Here is an 18,159-nt window from a genome sequence, read left to right as displayed (position 1 = left end):
CATGCGGCGAAACAGGCCGGAGCTGTCGCGAGGAACGCCTATGCGCATTCTGATCGTCGACGATCATCCCATCGTCGCCTCCGGCTGCCGAGCCGTGCTGGCCGATGACGGCGAGATCGACATTCTGGAGGCCGCCGACGCCGAGAGCGGCGAATGCGTCTTCATTGTCGAGCGCCCCGACCTCTGCATCATCGACATCAACCTGCCCACCGTTTCCGGATTCGAGCTGGCGCGCCGCATCCTCGAGCGCGCGGCTGATGCCCGCATCATCATGTTCAGCATGAACGACGACCCCGCCTTTGCCGCGCGCGCGATCGAGTGCGGCGCCAAGGGTTATGTCTCCAAGACCGGCGACCCCGACGATCTCGTCGAGGCAATCCGCACCGTCGGCGGCGGCGGCACTTACCTGCCCAGCGCAATCGCGCGCAGCATTGCGTTTGCCGGACCCACGCTGGCGCAGAACCCGCTGTCCAAGCTGAACCCGCGCGAGATGGAGATCCTGCGGCTGCTCAGCGCCGGAAAAAGCCTGTCCGAGATCGCATGGCTGGTGCAATCGTCCTACAAGACGGTCGCCAACACCTCCTCGATCATGCGCCAGAAGCTCGGGGTCAAGACCTCGGTCGAGCTGGTGCGGCTGGCGATCGACAGCGGCGTCGCCTGATTGGCGCGCCCACACAAATTCGGTCATACAAGCGTTGCAATGGTGATGTGGTGAGAGATTCCACGGAGCAAAACCGCATGACGATCCAGACTGTCTCGACCAATACATCCTATGGCGGCGTGCAGGGCGTGTACCGCCATGCGAGCCAGGCGACCGGAACCGACATGGTGTTCTCGGTCTATGTTCCGCCGCATGCGGACGGGGCGAAACTGCCCGTGGTCTGGTATCTCTCCGGGCTCACCTGCACGCATGCCAACGTCACCGAGAAGGGCGAATTCCGCCGCGCCTGCGCCGAGCTCGGCCTGATCTTCGTCGCGCCCGATACCAGCCCGCGCGGGCCCGACGTGCCCGGTGACGCCAACAATGCCTATGATTTCGGCCTTGGCGCCGGCTTCTATGTCGACGCCACCGAGGCGCCGTTCGCGCGCAATTATCGGATGTGGAGCTATGTCACCGACGAGCTGCCGAAGCTCGTGGCGGGACATTTTCCCGTCGATGCCAAGCGGCAATCGGTGATGGGTCACTCCATGGGCGGCCACGGCGCACTGACGGTGGCGCTGCGCAACCCGCACCGCTATCGCGCTGCGAGCGCCTTCGCCCCGATCGTGGCGCCGTCGCAGGTACCCTGGGGCATCAAGGCGCTCACCGGCTACCTCGGGCCGAATAAGGATGCATGGCGCAGCCATGACACGGTGGCGCTGATCGAGGACGGCGCGAAATTTTCCGGCTTTCTCGTCGATGTCGGTGAGGCCGATAATTTCCTGAAGGAGCAGTTGCGTCCCGAGCTGCTACAGGCCGCTTGCGCCAAGGCCAACATCCCGCTGACGCTGCGGCGCCAGCCGGGATACGACCACAGCTATTATTTCATCTCGACGTTCATGGGCGATCATCTGCACTGGCATGCGGAGAGGTTGAAGGGGTGAGATTCTTCCTTCGCCCCTTGTGGGAGAAGGTGGCGCGAAGCGCCGGATGAGGGGTTGCCTTTGAGAATTCCAATGCGAGACGGTCGCTCGCGGAGAGAACCCCTCACCCGTCTCGCCGCTTCGCGGCGAGACCCCCTCTTCCAAAAGGGGAGAGGGAAAGAACCTACTCCCGCTTCCCGTAATTCGGCGCCAGCAACCGGTTGCGGATCAGATAACTCATCGTCCGCGACCAGGACTCGTCGGTGTTGCCGCGCATGTCGGCACTGGCGGCCATGATCATGTTGCCGGTCTTCACGTCGCGTAAGTAAATATTCAGGTTGATGATCAGGTTCGAGACCTTCTGCACCATGCCGGTGATCTCGACGTCGGCGCCGAGCTGCCCCGCGAGCTTGAGGTCGCAGCCACCGCAGACCTGCAAATTGCTGTGACGGGCGGCATCCCTGACAGGCGCGATGTCGAGCAGCTGGAACCTGCCTGAGTCAGCCAATTCCTTGCGCAACTGCTCGCCGATGCGATCGAGCCGCGCCTCTTCCGGCTTCGAGCCGTAGAATTCGCCGGGCAGGCTGGTGTCGATCAGCTCGAAATCGAACACCGCAAGCTTCGGCGGATCGGCGAACGCAGCCGAACCGGTCAACAGCAAAGCCGCAATCGTCAGCAACGCTCGCATGATCGTGATTCCGCTTGTCGTGTCGCGACGACCAAATGCGGGGTTGCAAGCCCTGCCAAATCGGTCATGCTTCAAGAGAGACAATTCTCCACCGGCGGTCAAGCCGGGGAGACGTGCGGAGGAAGCATGATCCGATGGTTGCCCGGCCTGATCGGCCTGTGTCTGGTCGCGACGCAAGCGCTCGCGGCGGACCCGGTCACGATCGGCGTCGGCTATCTCGGCGTCGCAGGCACCAGATCGACGCTGTCGCTGGTCGAGCAGCCCGCAGAGAATGACGGCGTCGCCGGCGCGCGCCTCGCCATCGAGGACAACAACACCACGGGAAAATTCCTCAACCAGCGTTTTTCGCTGGAGGAACGCCGCATCAAGGAAGGTGAGGACGTGGTGCAGGCCGCGACCGCCCTCGCCGAGAAAAATGGTTTTGTCATCACAGACCTGCCGGCCGATGCGCTGTTGAAGGTGGCCGACGCCTTGCGCGATCGCGGCACGCTGCTGTTCAATGCCGGCGCGATCGACGAGCGACTGCGCGAGGCCGATTGCCGCGCCAATGTCATCCACGCCGCACCGACGCGCGCGATGCTGGCGGACGCGCTCGGCCAGTATCTGGTGTGGAAGCAGTGGAAGCGCTGGCTGCTCGTGGTCGGCTCGCATGACGAGGACAAGCTATACGCCGATGCACTGCGACGCGCCGCGACGCGGTTCGGCGCCAAGATCGTGCAGGAGCGCAATTTCGAGGACACCGGCGGCGCGCGCCGTACGGATTCGGGCGTGACGCTGATTCAGCGGCAGATGCCCGTGTTCACGCAACAGGCGCCCGCCTATGACGTGCTCGTCGCCGCCGACGAGAGCGAAGTGTTCGGCGCCTATCTGCCCTACCGCACCTGGGATCCGCGCCCCGTCGCGGGCTCGGCCGGCCTCGTCCCGCGCAGCTGGGACGCGGCGCAGGACCAGTGGGGCGCAACCCAGATGCAGAACCGCTTCATGAAGCTGAACTCAAGGCGCATGACCGCGCTCGACATGCAGGCCTGGACGGCCGTGCGCATGATCGGCGAAGCGACCTCGCGCACCAATTCCGGCGACATCAAGAAGGTCACCGATTTCATCAAGGGCCCCGACTTTTCCGTCGCCGCCTTCAAGGGCACAAAGCTGACCCTGCGCGACTGGAATCTCCAGCTCCGACAGCCGATCCTCCTGGTCGACGGCCGCATGGTGGTGTCGGTGTCACCGCAGGAAGGGTTTCTGCATCAGGTCTCCGAGCTCGACACGCTCGGCTACGATCGCCCGGAGAGCAAATGCAAGCTGAAGTGAAGGAATTGAAGTGAGGACTTGGATGTCGCGGATGTGGCGTGTTGGATTGCTGTCCGGACTGGCGCTCGCGGCAGCGCCTGCGCATGCGTTCATCGCCTATGTCTCGAACGAGAAGAGCAACACGGTGTCGGTGATCGACACCGAAAGCTGGACGGTGACCAAGACCATCAAGGTCGGCCAGCGCCCGCGCGGTATCGAATTCACGCGTGATGGAAAATTCGTGATGGTCGCCGTCGGCGACGACGACACCATTCAGGTGATCGACGCCAAGACGCAAGCCATCGTCGACACCCTGCCCTCCGGGCCCGACCCCGAACTGTTCACCCAGGATGCTGCCGGCAAGACGCTCTATGTCGCCAACGAGAACGACAACACGGTGACCGTGATCGATCTCGAGAAGCGCGTGCGCCTTGGCGACATCCAGGTCGGCGTCGAGCCCGAGGGCATGGCCATCAGCCCCGACGGCAAGATTCTGATCAACACGTCGGAAACGACCAATATGGCGCATTTCATCGACACATCGTCGCGCCAGATCGTCGCCAATGTGCTGATCGACGCGCGGCCGCGCTTTGCTGAATTCAAGCATGACGCTTCCGAATTGTGGGTATCGTCGGAGATTGGCGGCACGGTGTCGATCGTCGATCCCAACAAGCACGAGGTCATCGGCAAGGTCAATTTCGACATCCCGGGGCTGCGGCGCGAGGCGATCCAGCCGGTCGGCATCGGCATGACCAGGGACGACAAGACCGCCTTCGTCGCGCTTGGGCCCGCCAACCGCGTCGCCGTGGTCGACACCGCGACGCGCAAGGTGACGAAATATCTGCTGGTCGGACAGCGGGTCTGGCACATGGCGTTCACGCCGGATGAGAAATATTTGCTGGTGACCAACGGCGTGTCGAACGATGTCTCCGTCATCGACGTCGCGGCACAGAAGGTGATCAAGACCATTCAGGTCGGCGAATTACCCTGGGGTATTACGATCGCGCCATGACCAGCCCCGCCCCCATCACCGAACCACGCGAGACCGCGCAGCTCGATCCGGCGGCGGTGCCGGCGCTGTCGATCGACGGCGTCAGCCATTCCTACGGTCCGCGGCGGGCGCTGATCGACGTGTCCTTCGCCGTGCAGCCTGCGAGCTTCACCGCGCTGCTCGGCCTCAATGGCGCCGGCAAGAGCACGTTGTTCTCGCTCATCACGCGCCTGTTCGGCATCCAGACCGGCCGCGTCGGCATTTTCGGTCATGACATCGGCAAAAACCCCGGCGAGGCGCTGCGGCTGCTCGGCGTCGTGTTCCAGCCGCGTACGCTCGATCTCGATCTGTCGCTGACGCAGAACCTGCTGTATCACGCCGCCCTCCACGGCATCAGCCGCCGCGAGGCCGCTGCGCGGAGCGCCGAGCTGCTCGGTCGCATTGGCCTTACTGAGCGCGCCGGCAGCAAGGTGCGCGATCTCTCCGGTGGGCAGATGCGGCGGCTGGAGATCGCGCGTGCACTGCTGCACCGGCCGCGGCTGTTGCTGCTGGACGAGCCGACCGTCGGGCTCGACGTCAAGGCGCGCGCTGACATCATCAGCCATGTTCGCCAGCTCGTCACCGAGCAAGGCATCGGCGTGCTCTGGGCTACCCATTTGTTCGACGAGATCATCGCGGGCGACGATCTCGTGGTGCTGCACCAGGGCAAGGTGCTGGCCAAGGGCCCTGTCGGCCGCGTCATCGCGGAGGCCGGCGCGCAGGACGTCAACAGTGCCTTCATGCGCCTGACTGGCGCGCAAATCATGCCGGGAGGCGGCGCATGAGCAGCATCACCTCCCACGATACGCCCCGCGGCTTCTCAGTCGCGGAGTACACGACGTGCCTCACCGGCATCGTCTGGCGCGAGGGCCTGCGCTTCCTGCATCAGCGCGAACGCTTCGTCTCGGCGCTGGTGCGGCCGCTGGTGTGGCTGTTCATCTTCGCCGCCGGCTTCCGCCAGGTGCTCGGCATCTCGATCATCCCGCCTTACGAGACCTACATCCTCTACGAGGTCTTCATCGCGCCGGGGCTGATGGCGATGATCCAGCTCTTTAACGGCATGCAGTCCTCGCTCTCGATGGTCTATGACCGCGAGATGGGCAATATGCGCACGCTGCTGGTGAGCCCGCTGCCGCGCGGATTTTTGCTGTTCTGCAAGCTGCTCGCGGGCACCGCGGTGTCGCTGCTCCAGGTCTATGCATTCCTGCTGATCGCCTGGTTCTGGGACATCACCCCTCCCCCGATCGGCTATCTCACCGTGCTGCCGGCGCTGATCCTGTCCGGGCTGATGCTGGGCTCGCTCGGCATGCTGATCTCCTCCGGCATCAAGCAGCTTGAAAGCTTCGCCGGCGTGATGAACTTCGTGATCTTCCCGATGTTCTTCGCCTCCTCCGCGCTCTACCCGCTGTGGCGGGTGCAGGAGGGCAGCCCCTATCTCTATTATGTTTGCCAGGTAAATCCGTTCACCCATGCGGTTGAGCTGATCCGCTTTGCGCTCTATGGACAGGTCAACTGGATCTCGCTGGCCGTGGTCGCGACCTGCACAATCGTCTTCATGACCGGCGCAATCTATGCCTATGATCCGTCGCGCGGGCTGGCACGGCGCGGGCCTGCGGGAGGCGAAGGATGATGGTTCGGATAGTGGCCATGGCAGCACTAACGCTCGCGCTGTCGGGCGCGGCCGCGCGAGCGGCCGATCCGCGCTATCCGGACTGGCCGTGCACGCAGGCCAAAGTGCCGGACATTTCGCTTGCGGCGGTCTGGGCCGGCCCGGCGCTGGACGACGTCGGGACCAAATGGAAGGATGACGCCAAGGTCAGTGCCCTCGTTTCAAAGCTGGCGGCGCGAAAGACGCCGCTGGACGAGGCCGAGAAGTCGGTGAAGGAATTTCTGGCGGGCACGGCCTCCGACAAGACCGCGAATGCAAAGCTGCTGTTCGCCGGCCTGTTCGACACGCTCAACGCCCAGCGCTCCCAAGTCATGGGCGGGCTCGAACGGGTCAGCCGCAAGCAACGCGAGGTCGCCGACAAGATCCGCGACGAGACGATTTTGCTTCAGACGCTCCAGGGCGCGACGCCGCGCGACGACACCAAGGTCGAGGCGCTCAGCAATCAGCTGGTCTGGGAGACCCGCATTTTCGAGGACCGCCGCAAGGTGGTTCGATTCGTCTGCGAGGTCCCGACCACGATCGACCAGCGCCTGTTTGCGCTCGGACGCGTAATCCAGCAGGAAATGGAATAGGGTCAACCTCGCTGACGGCTTCTCGAAAGGTTCCCGCGATCTCATCGCGATCATCAACCTTTGCCGCGCTATCTGCCGGAACCAAATCGATCTAGGATGGCTTGTCGAAGTGAAGCTCCAACTCGGGAGGCCTCGATGGGAACAGCAAAATTCATCTTCGCAGGCGCTGCGGCCATCGGCATGCTCGCATCCAGCGCGTTTGCTGACGATTTGACCGGAATGGTCACCAGGATTGATCGGCTCAACAACACGATCTCGATCCAGCAGACGCAGACGGGCACGGTCGGCGGCGGCGCGGGCGGCGCCGGCGCGCTCGAGGTGTACAAGGCCAAGGATGCCGCGATGCTCGATGCCGTCCATGCCGGTGACCGGGTGAACTACACCGCGACCGACGCTGATGGTACCAGCACGCTGACGAAACTGCAGAAGCAGTAGGCTCGGTCTTTGCCGCGGAGGCGGCTCGCCGCGAATCGATCCAGTGGATGAATGCGATGCTGTCTCCGCGTCGTCATTGCGAGCGGAGCGAAGCAATGACGAGGAGAGGATTGCGCTTCTCCCTCTAACACCGTGGTCGCGGGGCCAATCGAGCCGCTCACTGCTCCGGCCGCGGCTCCGGCTGCGCCTCTTCGGTGGGCAACTTGGCGCGCTCCCAGCCGTCGGTGCCGTCGGGATACCAGGCGATGTTGGCGTAACCGTAAGCCAGCGCGCGCTTGGCAGCATTCCACGACATCCAGCAATCCGCGAGGCAATAGATCACCAGCAGCGCGGCCTTGTCGCCGTGCGATGCGCGCGCGAGACCGCGGCGGAAATAATCGTCCATCGCGGGCGGCAGCGCACCGTAGCCGGTGTCCGGCAACCAGATGCTGCCAGGAATGTTTTTCCGCGGCGCATCGCGCCACACCGTGCCTTCGGGAAGGTTCTTTGGCTTCGGCGGCCGCGGCAGCACATCGATGAAGGCGCCGCTCTTCGCCCGCCAGATCGCCTCGGCTTCCGCAGTCATCAATACGCGCGCGCCTTCCAGCGTCGCCGGCACCGGCGCGCGGTAATTGTCGGTGCGAAATCCCTCCGGCTCGAACGGTTCCTGCTGCTGCGCGAATGCCGGCGCCGCCAGCATGGCGGCGACGAGCGCAGCGGCAACGCGCCGTCTCATGGCGCCTTCTTGGCCGTCTCCGCGCCCAGCGGCCGGTCGCTCTCGTCCAGCAGCGGCACGCCGAAGTCGATCAGGATCTTGTTGATCTCGCCCTGGTTCTCCTGGATCAGCTTGTTGAGCTGCCGCTTCCAGTTCTGGTCGGCGGGGCGTACGCCCATGCCGATGCGATAGACCAGCTTCGGCCCGGTGGTTTCCTTCACCAGCGGCGTCACGTGGAGCGAGCCAGCCTTCTTCGCGTAGAACCCCGCCATCGGTCCCCACAGCACGCCGGCGTCGATCTTGCCGGCCGAGAGATCATCGATCATCGCCTGCGCCGAATTGTCATAGCGGGTGTCGATCATCAGCGGATAGGGCTTGGCGTCGCCCATCAGGCCGGCGATCGCCATGTTGGTCGCTGGCGGCGTGCCGGCGACGATGCCGACATGCTTGCCCTTGAGCCGCGCATCCTCGAGCGTATCGATATCTTCGAGCCCGCTGCCCGCCTTCGCGACCAGCGCGTAGGACGTGCGGTAATAGGGATTGGTACCCTGTACGAGCTCGTCGCCTTGCGGAAAGCCCATGATGACGTCGCAGCGATGCGCGCCCAGCGTCATCCGCACGAAGCCGGTCGCCTGCGGGAAGAACACATAGTCGAGCTTCTTCTGGAGTTTGTCCGCGAACAACTCGGCGAGCTTGTTCTCGATCCCCTCGCCCTTCTCGTTGGAGAACGGCAGATTGCGCGGATCGGCGCAGACACGCAGTACCTTGGGATCGACAAGCTCGAACGAGAGATCGCCGGTTTCGTTCGTCTGCGCCACGGCGACATCGCCGATCACGCCAGACGCCGCCATCACGCACAGCAAAAATAACCAGCGACGATGTCGCCCGGCCTCCGTCATCGCGCTTCCTCCATCTTTTGTCCGAATGCTATCCATGCAACGCAGGACGCACCATGTTCTGCCAAGCTTCGCGTTGGCTTTGTTGTGCTGCAGTGCAACGCGGCAAACCCTGAACTGAGGCGGAAAAGTGTCTCATCTCGCGTCAATGATCGCAGCCTTGACCCTGCTGGGGCTCGCCACGCTAGCACGCGCCGGTGCGGCCGAATTGCCTGTGAGCGAAGTCGCGCCGGGAATCTTCTTACACTCCGGGACTATTGCCCTGATGACGCGCGAGAACGAGGGCGACATTGCCAATGTCGGCTTCATCGTCGGCGAGGATGCGGTGGCCGTGATCGACACCGGCGGCAGCCTCCGTGAAGGCGAGGCGCTGCTCGCGGCCGTGCGGGCCCGCACAGCGAAGCCGATCCGCTACGTCATCAACACCCACGGCCATCCCGACCATGTCTTCGGCAATGCGGCATTTGTGGCGGAAGGAACCAGCTTCGCCGGCCACAGCAAACTGCCGCAGGCGCTGGCGACGCGCGGGCGGTATTATCTCGACAATTTTAGACGCATCATGGGCGGCGAACTGATCGATCCCGTGAAGATCGTGCCGCCAACGCTGCTCGTCACGGACACGCTGACGCTCGACCTCGGATCGCGCCGCGTGACCTTGCGCGCGTGGCCGGCCGCGCACAGCGACAATGATCTGACGGTGTTCGACGAAACGACGAAGACGCTGTTCGCGGGCGACCTCGTCTTTCTCCGCCACATCCCGGTGATGGACGGCAGCATCCGCGGCTGGCTCGACCTGCTCAGGGAACTCGAGACCATTCCAGCGGCCCGCGTCGTCCCCGGTCACGGCCCTGTGAGCGACTGGCCTACCGCGCTCGCCGAGGAGCGGCGTTATCTCTCGACGCTGCTGTCCGACGTCCGGGCTCTGAACAAAAAGGGCGAATCGATCCGGGCGGCCGCAGATAAAGCGGCCGGATCGGAGCGTTCCCATTGGGATCTTTTCGACGACTACAACGCCCGCAACGCAACCGCAGCATTTTCGGAAATTGAATGGGAGTAGCGGACGCGCTACGCTCATTGGGATCAGCTACGCTGACCCAGACTGCTTCGTCCTCGCGGGACCACGACCATGATGGGATATACACGCCTTCTGCCCCTGATCGCTGCACTGCTCGGCATCGCCTTCGCTGTGCCGGCGAGTGCCGAGGAGGCCTACGATCCCTGGCCAGGCCTGGTGCAGGACATCTTCAGCAACCGCCCGATGAATGACGGCAGCGACATCATCGCCATCGAGATGCCCTATCGCGCCGAGGACGCGGCCATCGTACCGGTAACTCTGCGCAGCAAGCTGTCACCGGCCGACAGCCGTCGCATCCGTTCGATCACGCTGGTGATCGACCGCAACCCGGCGCCGATGGCGGCCAAGTTCGAGCTCGGGCCGGATGCCAATGTCAGCGAAATCTCAACGCGCGTGCGCGTCAACAACTATACCGACGTCCATGCGGTGGCTGAGCTCAGCGACGGCACTCTCTACGTCTCCAAGACCTACGTAAAAGCCTCCGGAGGCTGTTCGGCACCGGCGGGCAAAAATGCCGAAGAAGCCCAGAACCGTCTTGGCCAGATGCGCTACCGGCAATTCGCGCACGAGGCCGCGCCGGCGAGCCGAATCCGCGAGGCCCAGATCATGATCGGCCATCCCAACAATTCCGGCCTCCAGATGGACCAGGTCACGCAGCTCTACATTCCCGCCTTCTTCGTCAACCAGCTGACGCTGACGCAGGATGCCAGTCCCGTGCTGTCGATGGAGGGGGGTATCTCGATCTCGGAAGATCCCAATCTGCGCTTCACGTATGTCTCCAACGGCGCCAAGCGCTTTCGCGCGGAGGCGAAGGATACGGATGGGCATGTGTTCCGGAACGAGTGGGATGTTGAGAAGCCGGGGACGTGAGGCAAGCTGCCTTCCCCTCTCCCCCTGTAGGAGAGGGTGGATCGCCGCGTAGCGGCGAGACGGGTGAGGGGTATGTCTCCGCGAGCAATACTATTAGACGTCTGAGTATGAGGAGGAATACCCCTCATCCGGCGCTTCGCGCCACCTTCTCCCACAACGGGAGAAGGAGAAGAGAGCATCACCTACGCGGCTACGGTCAGAAACACCTCACCTCGGCCTCCGCCTGCGCGCGCCTGAGATCATTCACCGCCGAGTTTGCCTGCTCTGACGTCCGAAACTGCGTGCCGAGATTGCCTTGGACCTGGGACATGCTGAGCGCGGTCTCGGCGGTGACGTAGCGCTCGTAGCTGACGATCGAAGCCACCACGTCGATCGAGCAGGAGCATTGCTCGATCGCCTGCCGCGTCTCGCCATTGGCCTTCATGCAGCCATAGACGTATTCCGCGCGCGCTGATGTCGGATAATCGTTGGCTTCTTCGGCGCCCGCCGCGTACACGGTCGCCGCCAGCACCGCCAATGCGGCGACAATCGGTCGTAGCCGTCCCGGCAAACTCATGAGCATCCTCCCGCTGGTTGCGATGGAAGCTATGCTATGCGTATTGTCCTGAAAAGCACTCCCTTCGAGGAAACGGCTCACAAGGTGATGAAAGTTCTTGGTCGAACATTGGCGCTCGCGATGATGCTGGCGCTGACGCAAGTTGCTCCCGGCCACGCCGCGGATACCATCCGCCTTGCGGTGCAGAAGACCGGAACGTTCTCCTGGGAACTGGCGACGATCCGCGCGGGCGGCCTCGACAAGGAGGCCGACCTGACACTGGAGGTCACCGAGCTTGCGAGCCCCGAGGCCGGCAAGATCGCGCTCCGCGCCGGCAACGCCGACATGATGCTGTCGGACTGGCTGTGGGTGTCGCGCGAGCGCGCGCTCGGCGCCAAGCTGACCTTCTATCCCTATTCGAGCGCGCTCGGCGCGGTGATGGTGCCGGCGGCGTCGCCGATCAAGACGCTGGCCGATCTGAAGGGCCGCAAGCTCGGCGTCGGCGGTGGTCCCATCGACAAGAGCTGGCTGCTGCTGCAAGCGCGGATGAAGCAGGACGGCATCGACCTGAAGTCGGAAGCGACCATCGCCTATGGCGCGCCGCCTTTGATCGCCGCAAAGGCGCTCGACGGCGAGATGGATGCGAGCCTCAATTTCTGGAATTTCTGCGCCCAGCTCGAGGCCAAGGGCTTTCGGCGCCTCGCCGGTATCGAGGAGATATTGCCGAAGTTAGGCGCCAAGGGAGCGGTCTCCGCCGTCGGCTATGTCTTCGACGAAAGCTGGGCGGCGAGCCATCGCGATGCGGTGGCGCGCTTCATCGCGATGACCCGCAAGGCCAAGCAGTTGCTCGTCACTTCGGATGCGGCGTGGGACAAGATCGCGCCGCTCACCGGCGCAACCGATGAGGCCATGCTCAAGACCTACCGCGACCGCTATCGTGACGGCATTCCGCGCCGGAGCATCACCGACGAAGAGGCGGATGCGCGCGTGCTCTATCGCGTGCTGGCCGAAACCGGCGGCCGCGACCTGGTCGGGCCGGCGGCGGAGCTTGATCCCGGCACCTTCTATCACGCCGTGCCCGGAGACTGAGGTGCTGCGCCTTCTGTCGATTGCCCTGCTGCTTGCAATCTGGTGGACAGCCGCGCTGTTCGTCGGCGGCGCAAAGCTGCCCTCCCCGCCCGCGGTGCTCAACGTCATCATTGCGGAAGCCTCTAGCGGCGCGCTGTTCCTGCATCTCGGCGCCACGCTCGCGCGCGTCGCGCTGTCCTTCGTGCTGGCGATGTCGCTCGGCAGCGCCATCGGTTACCTGATGGGACGGGTGAAGCTCGCCGACCGGCTCGGCGATCCATGGCTCATCCTGCTGCTCAACTTGCCGGCGCTGGTCGTGATCGTGCTGGCCTATATCTGGGCCGGGCTCACCGAAGCCGCCGCAATCGCGGCGATCGCCATCAACAAACTGCCGACCGCCGTCGTCACCTTGCGCGAGGGTACCCGCGCGCTCGACCGTTCGCTGGACGAGATGGCGACCGTGTTCGCAATGCCGCGCTGGCGCGCATTTCGCCATGTCGTGTTGCCGCAGCTCGCGCCCTATATCGCGGCCTCCGCGCGCTCGGGCCTGTCGCTGGTGTGGAAGATCGTGCTGGTCGCCGAATTGTTGGGGCGGCCGAACGGCGTCGGCTTCGAGATCGGCGTCGCCTTCCAGCTGTTCGACACGCCGCGGCTGCTCGCTTATTCGCTGACATTCGCCGCCGTCGTGCTCGTGATCGAGACCGCACTGGTGCAGCCGTTCGAGGCCCGTGCAACACGGTGGCGCCCCCGTGCGGCTTGAGGTCGAGATATCGGGCAAAACATTCGAAAGTGCCGCGGGCGGAACGCACGAAGTGCTGGCGCCGATCAAATTCTCGCTTCAATCCGGCGAGGTTGGCGTGCTGATCGGTCCGTCCGGCTGCGGCAAAAGCACGATGCTACGCATCATCCTCGGGCTAGATCGTGACTTTCGAGGCCACGTCGCGCGCCCGCCAGAAGCCCGGATCGGCATGGTGTTCCAGGAGCCGCGCTTACTGCCATGGCGCTCGGTCGAACAGAACGTGCGGCTTGCGGCGCCCGATATCACCGACGCGAAGCTCGCCGAGCTTTTCAGGATTTTGGAGCTGGAGGCGCATCGCAGCCATTTTCCCGGTGAATTGTCGTTGGGCCTCGCCCGCCGCGTCGCACTGGCCCGCGCTTTCGGGGTCGAGCCCGATCTGCTGGTGCTCGACGAGCCCCTCGCCTCGCTCGACGATGCACTCGCCGGCCGCCTGCGCGACGAGATCGCGACGCTGGTGGCGAGCCGGCCGATGATGACGCTGCTCGTCACCCATAGCCTCGACGATGCGATCCGTCTCGGCGACCGCCTGTTCTTCCTGTCGCCGCGCCCGGCGCACATCGTCCGGGAAGTGCCGATCTCGATTCCGCGCGCCGAGCGCGGCGAGGTCGAACTCGGCAGGATCAGGGCGCAGCTCGCAGCACTGCAGCTTGAATCGAAATGACAACTCGTGATCAACTGAGCCAAACGAGGTTACTTGGCAAGTTTCTTGGGAGGTTTACCATGCGGCGTACGCTGATTGCGGTCGGCATCCTGTTGGTTGCGATGCCGGGTGCGGCGCTCGCGCAGGCCAAGGGCAAGGGCATCAGGCTCTGGAATCTGACGAGCGAGACGATCTCCGGCTTCCAGCTCTCACCGGCCGGCAAGACCGACTGGGGCCCGAACCAGACCTTGAACGACAAGGACAAGGAGGTCGACCACGACGAGCGGCTGCGCATCACCGGTGTCGAGCCCGGCCGCTACGACGCCAAAGTCAGCTATCCCAACGCGCGCCAATGCGTCGTCCGCGACATCGAGATCAAGGCCGATGCGGTGTTCTCGATCGCCGATAAGGATCTGAAGGACTGCACCAGGTAACGGATCAAGCCTTGTCGTTCGGGTGCGGATATTCGCAGCGCCACCGCACCGCCTGCCATTTCGGATGATCACCGACCCATTGCGCTATATAGGGCGGCGCAGCCATCGCGCATTGCGTCGGCGACCCCGCATAGTTGAACACAATATGCTGCTCCTCGCAGGTCGCAGGCGAGAGCACCGCACACACAGTCACCACAAGGTCGATCGGGTTCATGCCGGGATCCTCGCGCGGGGGCACTAAAGATTAGCATAAAGTGATACGCGCCAAAGAGCGGGAAGTTTCAATCTGGCGTGAGGACCAGATGGAACCCGCTCCACTAGAAATTCACGCCAAACACCAACCGCGCCTGGTGGCGCTCGAAATTGACGAGGTCGAGATTGGCCGCTGATCCGGCTGGGCGCCCCCAGGCCTGCATGCTCCAGCTCAAGGTAAGCCGCGAGCTCTCGGTTATCTGAAAATAAGCGGTGGGGCCGACGAACAGGGCTTGCCCTGCGAACTCGCCGAGGCCGATGCCTTCATACTGGCGGAAGTAGCGCATCTCGCCGCCGAGCAGGAAATTAGGCCGCACGCGCACCATGCCAGCGAAGGCGGCGCCGATGGTCGAGCTCTTCTCGGACAGTCCTGTCACCTCGAAGCGCGCCCACTCCGGCTGGTAGATCAGGTTGAGCGCGCCGATGACAAAGTTCGGGATCAGCTCACGGTCGAAGGCGAGCGCGAAGTCGGTGCCGTACATCCGCCCCTTTGCGCCGCTGATCTCGTCGATACGATCGCCATGGGTCTCGGCAGCGACGGTCAGGCCGAACGGCGCACGCTCCCGGTCGAGCAGGCGATAGCGCAAGTCGAGCGAGGCGCCCTGGAAATTGAGCTGGCGGCGGTCGTCGATATCGGGGACGCCGGTGATGTCGTGCAACGTCGTCGTGCCGCCGACCTCGATGCGAAAGTTCGGCAACGGCACGATCTCGATCTCGACCTCCTGCCCGATGGCGCGATAGGTGCCGGCGCCCTTGCCGAACCGACCCGTCGTCTGGCTCTGGAATTCGCGCTCGCCGGGATTGCCGACATCGGTGCCGATCAGGAAGCCGAAGATGTGCTCGGTATCAAATCCCTCTTCGGCGCTGGCGCATGTCGGTGCGAGCGCGACGCTGCACGCAAACGCTGTCCAGATTGTGTGGGCTCCAATGCGCATTGCGAACACTACCACGGCTTCGACGGCGCTTGCCATCGAAGCCGCGGCAGGTCGTCAGGTGGTCTTACTTGCGCAAAGCGCAGGCGTACATGTTGATTTCCATGCCGACCGGCACTTCCACGATCTTCGGAGCTTTCCAAGCCATTCGGGTCTCCCAAGGCATTGTGCGCAACCATCGCGCCCGCGAAACCTAGGGCTGCATGAAACGCCGCGCAAGCCTCGAATCGAGCCGCTGATACAGCGATGCAGCGAATTGCGCGCACACAGTTCCCTCTCGGGCAAATTGCCTTCGCTCCCAGTCAAGCACCGCTGCTCTCACCGCAACAGCCGCAGCAGCGCACGCCCCGCGCGCGAGTTCAGCTCCTTCGCATCCAGTGTTCCATCATGATCGGGATTCGCGGCGTTGAAGCGCTGCTCGACCACGGCGAGATATTCGTCGAGCGTAAGGGTCCCGTCGTGATCGGGATCAGCGGCCGCGAGTTCTTTCGCCGTTAACCGTCCGCGCAATTCGCGCACGTCGAGCGTGCCGTCGTGGTCGGGATCGAGCTTGGCGAACAGCGCGGCGGCCGCCTTCTTGACCTCGGCGAGATCGAGCGTGCCGTCATTGTCGGTATCGAACATCTTGACGGCACTGCCGGATGCCGACCAGGCCGGACCGGCCAGCAATGCAGCTATCAACGAAAGTGCAACGGAGCGGCGCGATATCATTAAAACCTCCCTGATCAAGCAACCCGATTCGAGCGGGGTCGCGACAACATAAGTCCGCGAGCGGGGCCCGGTTCAAGCGGAATTGCAACGTCCCGTTCGACAGGCGGAACCTGGTCGCGTCCGAATCTCGTGTCATGCCAATCTTCGTGCCGCGGAAATTGATGCAGCGCATTCGCGCAAGACGTGCAAAATATCTCGGAGATTACCGCGCAAAACCTGGCATCTGGCGTCCAACATATCGGCAGCGCGCTTTCGACTTTCGTATTGACGCGTTTTGGTTTCCGAACGACTGTTGCAATCGCAGCGTCAAAAGGCGCGCATATTGGGAGGAACGGATGAAACGCTTTGCGATGGCCGCGAGCCTCGTCATGCTTGCATCGACGTATGCAAACGCCCAGACCACCGAGCAACTGGTCAAGGGTGCGACCGACACATCGAACGTTCTCAATTACGGGATGGGCTACAATCTCCAGCGCTTTTCGACGCTGAACCAGATCAACAAGGACACCATCAAGAATCTCGTCCCGGTCTGGAACTACAGTTTCAACGACGATCGCAGCGAGGAATCGCAGCCGCTGGTCTACCAGGGCGTGATCTACGTGACCTCGCATAACGCGACCATGGCGGTCGACGCCAAGACCGGCAAGCAGATCTGGAAGTCCAAGATCGAGTATCCGGCCGAGACGCCGCGCATCGTCTGCTGCGGCATCATCAATCGCGGCGGCGCGCTCTACGAGGGCAAGCTGTTCCGCACCACGCTCGACGCCAACGTGATCGCGATCGACGCCAAAGACGGCAAGGAGCTGTGGCGGCAGAAGGCGGCCGACATCAAGGAAGGCTATTCGATGACGGTGGCCCCGCTGGTCGCCGACGGTGTCATCATCACCGGCATCTCGGGCGCCGAGTTCGGCACCCGCGGCTTCATCGACGGCTGGGATCCGGCAACGGGCAAGCATCTCTGGCGCACCCATTCGGTCCCCTCGCCGGACGAGCCCGGCGGCGACACCTGGAAGGGCGACACCTGGAAGCTCGGCGGCGGCTCGACCTGGATCACCGGGTCTTATGATCCCGAGCTGAACACGGTCTATTGGGGCATCGGCAATCCCGGCCCGTTCAATGCAGCGGTGCGTCCCGGCGACAATCTCTACACCTGCTCCGTGCTGGCGATGGATCCCAAGACTGGCAAGATCAAGTGGCACTACCAGTTCTCGCCGAACAATCCGTTCGACTATGACAGCGTGGCCGAGATGGTCCTTGCCGACATGAATGTCGAGGGCAAGCCGACCAAGGTGCTGATGGATGCCAACCGCAACGGCTTCTTCTATGTGCTCGACCGCACCAACGGCAAGCTGCTCGCGGCCAATCCTTACGTGAAGGTGAACTGGGCGACCGGCATCGACATGAAGACGGGGCGCCCGATCGAGACCGACGTCGTCACCGGCGCGCGCGAGGGCAAGAAGGTGACGGTCTATCCGTCGATCCTCGGCGGCAAGAACTGGGAGCCGATGTCGTTCAATCCGCAGACCGGCCTCGCCTACGCCAACACCCTCGCCTTCGGCGGCAAGTACAAGTCGGAGCCCGCCACCTTCAAGCAGGGTGAATGGTATCTCGGCATGGACCTGACCGATCCCTGGGAGTTCGGTGACGGCGCGCGCGGCCATCTGAAGGCGATCGATCCCATGACCGGCAAGGCCAAGTGGGAGGCGGCGAGCGACATCCCGCGCTTCTCCGGCGTGTTGTCGACCGCGGGTGGCGTCGTGTTCACGGGCGCGCTGACCGGCGAGTTCGAAGCCTTCGATGCCGACAGCGGCAAGAAACTCTGGCAGTTCCAGACCGGCTCGGGGATCGAAGGACAGCCGGTGACCTGGCAGCAGGACGGCGTGCAATATGTCGCGGTGACCAGCGGCTATGGCGGCGTCTACTCGCTGTTCTCCGGCGATGAGCGGCTGGCAAAAGTGCCGCCCGGCGGCTCGCTGTGGGTCTTTGCGATCAAGCAGTAACGGCTAGAC

General features: G+C 63.7%; 23 protein-coding genes. 15 read left to right on the top strand and 8 right to left on the bottom strand.

Annotated features, from left to right (window positions below; genetic code table 11):
* Nucleotides 1-40: 40 nt before the first annotated feature.
* The gene (locus ACPPVR_RS12915; protein ID WP_426614592.1) at nt 41-661 is read left to right on the top strand and encodes a response regulator; all 621 of its coding nucleotides are present in this window, start codon (nt 41-43) and stop codon (nt 659-661) included.
* 77 nt (nt 662-738) lie between these two features.
* Nucleotides 739-1,584, top strand: coding sequence for an S-formylglutathione hydrolase (gene fghA, locus ACPPVR_RS12910; protein ID WP_426614591.1), 846 nt, complete (start codon nt 739-741; stop codon nt 1,582-1,584).
* Nucleotides 1,585-1,747: 163 nt separating this feature from the next.
* Here the strand turns inward: fghA and ACPPVR_RS12905 are convergent, their stop codons facing one another.
* Nucleotides 1,748-2,251 carry a DUF3280 domain-containing protein gene (locus tag ACPPVR_RS12905; RefSeq protein WP_426614590.1) on the bottom strand — a complete coding sequence of 168 codons (504 nt, stop codon included), beginning with the start codon at nt 2,249-2,251 and terminating at the stop codon, nt 1,748-1,750.
* A gap of 126 nt (nt 2,252-2,377) precedes the next feature.
* On the opposite strand from ACPPVR_RS12905, the gene ACPPVR_RS12900 reads away from it, so the two are divergent.
* From ACPPVR_RS12900 to ACPPVR_RS12875, 6 genes are all read left to right on the top strand, one after another.
* Nucleotides 2,378-3,559: an ABC transporter substrate-binding protein gene (locus ACPPVR_RS12900; protein WP_426614589.1), complete on the top strand. Its 1,182-nt coding sequence runs from the start codon at nt 2,378-2,380 to the stop codon at nt 3,557-3,559.
* A 22-nt stretch (nt 3,560-3,581) separates the two neighbouring features.
* Complete coding sequence (locus tag ACPPVR_RS12895; RefSeq protein ID WP_426614588.1) at nt 3,582-4,550, top strand: YVTN family beta-propeller repeat protein; 969 nt, start codon at nt 3,582-3,584, stop codon at nt 4,548-4,550.
* Nucleotides 4,547-5,353, top strand: a complete 807-nt coding sequence (locus ACPPVR_RS12890; RefSeq protein WP_426614587.1) for an ABC transporter ATP-binding protein — start codon at nt 4,547-4,549, stop codon at nt 5,351-5,353. Before ACPPVR_RS12895 ends, ACPPVR_RS12890 begins: the two co-directional genes overlap by 4 nt.
* Complete coding sequence (locus ACPPVR_RS12885) at nt 5,350-6,198, top strand: ABC transporter permease (RefSeq protein WP_426614586.1); 849 nt, start codon at nt 5,350-5,352, stop codon at nt 6,196-6,198. Before ACPPVR_RS12890 ends, ACPPVR_RS12885 begins: the two co-directional genes overlap by 4 nt.
* Entirely contained in the window at nt 6,195-6,809 is a 615-nt protein-coding gene (locus tag ACPPVR_RS12880) for a hypothetical protein (RefSeq protein WP_426614585.1), read from the top strand. The genes ACPPVR_RS12885 and ACPPVR_RS12880 overlap by 4 nt, the downstream gene beginning before the upstream one ends.
* Nucleotides 6,810-6,944: 135 nt before the next feature.
* A complete protein-coding gene (locus tag ACPPVR_RS12875) occupies nt 6,945-7,244 on the top strand; it encodes a copper-binding protein (protein ID WP_426614584.1) in 300 nt (99 codons plus the stop codon).
* Nucleotides 7,245-7,401: 157 nt separating this feature from the next.
* On the opposite strand, the gene ACPPVR_RS12870 is transcribed toward ACPPVR_RS12875, so the two are convergent.
* Nucleotides 7,402-7,959: a PQQ-dependent catabolism-associated CXXCW motif protein gene (locus ACPPVR_RS12870; RefSeq protein WP_426614583.1), complete on the bottom strand. Its 558-nt coding sequence runs from the start codon at nt 7,957-7,959 to the stop codon at nt 7,402-7,404.
* Nucleotides 7,956-8,837, bottom strand: coding sequence for a substrate-binding domain-containing protein (locus ACPPVR_RS12865; protein ID WP_426614582.1), 882 nt, complete (start codon nt 8,835-8,837; stop codon nt 7,956-7,958). The genes ACPPVR_RS12870 and ACPPVR_RS12865 overlap by 4 nt, the downstream gene beginning before the upstream one ends.
* A gap of 145 nt (nt 8,838-8,982) precedes the next feature.
* Between ACPPVR_RS12865 and ACPPVR_RS12860 the strand changes: the two genes are divergently transcribed.
* Nucleotides 8,983-9,891, top strand: a complete 909-nt coding sequence (locus tag ACPPVR_RS12860) for a quinoprotein relay system zinc metallohydrolase 2 (RefSeq protein WP_426614581.1) — start codon at nt 8,983-8,985, stop codon at nt 9,889-9,891.
* A 69-nt stretch (nt 9,892-9,960) separates the two neighbouring features.
* On the top strand, nt 9,961-10,779 hold the full coding sequence (locus ACPPVR_RS12855; RefSeq protein ID WP_426614580.1) for a quinoprotein dehydrogenase-associated SoxYZ-like carrier: 819 nt from the start codon (nt 9,961-9,963) through the stop codon (nt 10,777-10,779).
* 196 nt (nt 10,780-10,975) lie between these two features.
* On the opposite strand, the gene ACPPVR_RS12850 is transcribed toward ACPPVR_RS12855, so the two are convergent.
* A complete protein-coding gene (locus ACPPVR_RS12850) occupies nt 10,976-11,335 on the bottom strand; it encodes a hypothetical protein (protein WP_426614579.1) in 360 nt (119 codons plus the stop codon).
* 87 nt (nt 11,336-11,422) lie between these two features.
* Between ACPPVR_RS12850 and ACPPVR_RS12845 the strand changes: the two genes are divergently transcribed.
* Genes ACPPVR_RS12845 through ACPPVR_RS12830 form a run of 4 tightly spaced genes read left to right on the top strand, consistent with a single transcriptional unit; the run spans nt 11,423 to nt 14,255 of the window.
* Nucleotides 11,423-12,403: an ABC transporter substrate-binding protein gene (locus tag ACPPVR_RS12845; RefSeq protein ID WP_426614578.1), complete on the top strand. Its 981-nt coding sequence runs from the start codon at nt 11,423-11,425 to the stop codon at nt 12,401-12,403.
* Between the two features lies 1 nt (nt 12,404).
* A complete protein-coding gene (locus ACPPVR_RS12840; protein ID WP_426614577.1) occupies nt 12,405-13,142 on the top strand; it encodes an ABC transporter permease in 738 nt (245 codons plus the stop codon).
* Nucleotides 13,132-13,842: an ABC transporter ATP-binding protein gene (locus ACPPVR_RS12835; RefSeq protein WP_426614576.1), complete on the top strand. Its 711-nt coding sequence runs from the start codon at nt 13,132-13,134 to the stop codon at nt 13,840-13,842. The genes ACPPVR_RS12840 and ACPPVR_RS12835 overlap by 11 nt, the downstream gene beginning before the upstream one ends.
* Before the next feature lie 59 nt (nt 13,843-13,901).
* Entirely contained in the window at nt 13,902-14,255 is a 354-nt protein-coding gene (locus ACPPVR_RS12830) for a hypothetical protein (protein WP_426614575.1), read from the top strand.
* A 4-nt stretch (nt 14,256-14,259) separates the two neighbouring features.
* On the opposite strand, the gene ACPPVR_RS12825 is transcribed toward ACPPVR_RS12830, so the two are convergent.
* The 4 genes from ACPPVR_RS12825 to ACPPVR_RS12810 form a co-directional block, all read right to left on the bottom strand.
* On the bottom strand, nt 14,260-14,469 hold the full coding sequence (locus tag ACPPVR_RS12825; RefSeq protein WP_045006746.1) for a hypothetical protein: 210 nt from the start codon (nt 14,467-14,469) through the stop codon (nt 14,260-14,262).
* A 103-nt stretch (nt 14,470-14,572) separates the two neighbouring features.
* The gene (locus ACPPVR_RS12820) at nt 14,573-15,478 is read right to left on the bottom strand and encodes a hypothetical protein (protein WP_426614574.1); all 906 of its coding nucleotides are present in this window, start codon (nt 15,476-15,478) and stop codon (nt 14,573-14,575) included.
* A gap of 28 nt (nt 15,479-15,506) precedes the next feature.
* Nucleotides 15,507-15,587 carry a pyrroloquinoline quinone precursor peptide PqqA gene (pqqA, locus tag ACPPVR_RS12815; protein WP_018460299.1) on the bottom strand — a complete coding sequence of 27 codons (81 nt, stop codon included), beginning with the start codon at nt 15,585-15,587 and terminating at the stop codon, nt 15,507-15,509.
* Between the two features lie 170 nt (nt 15,588-15,757).
* Nucleotides 15,758-16,150 carry a calcium-binding protein gene (locus tag ACPPVR_RS12810; RefSeq protein WP_426614573.1) on the bottom strand — a complete coding sequence of 131 codons (393 nt, stop codon included), beginning with the start codon at nt 16,148-16,150 and terminating at the stop codon, nt 15,758-15,760.
* A gap of 335 nt (nt 16,151-16,485) precedes the next feature.
* Here ACPPVR_RS12810 and ACPPVR_RS12805 point away from each other — a divergent pair, with 335 nt between their 5' ends.
* Nucleotides 16,486-18,150 carry a methanol/ethanol family PQQ-dependent dehydrogenase gene (locus ACPPVR_RS12805; RefSeq protein ID WP_426614572.1) on the top strand — a complete coding sequence of 555 codons (1,665 nt, stop codon included), beginning with the start codon at nt 16,486-16,488 and terminating at the stop codon, nt 18,148-18,150.
* Nucleotides 18,151-18,159: the final 9 nt, after the last annotated feature.

It is taken from the genome of Bradyrhizobium sp. McL0616 (genome assembly GCF_049993385.1).
Taxonomy (GTDB): domain Bacteria; phylum Pseudomonadota; class Alphaproteobacteria; order Rhizobiales; family Xanthobacteraceae; genus Bradyrhizobium.
The sequence above is the reverse complement of the archived record's forward strand: the minus strand, read 5'-3'. Positions and strand labels throughout refer to the sequence as shown.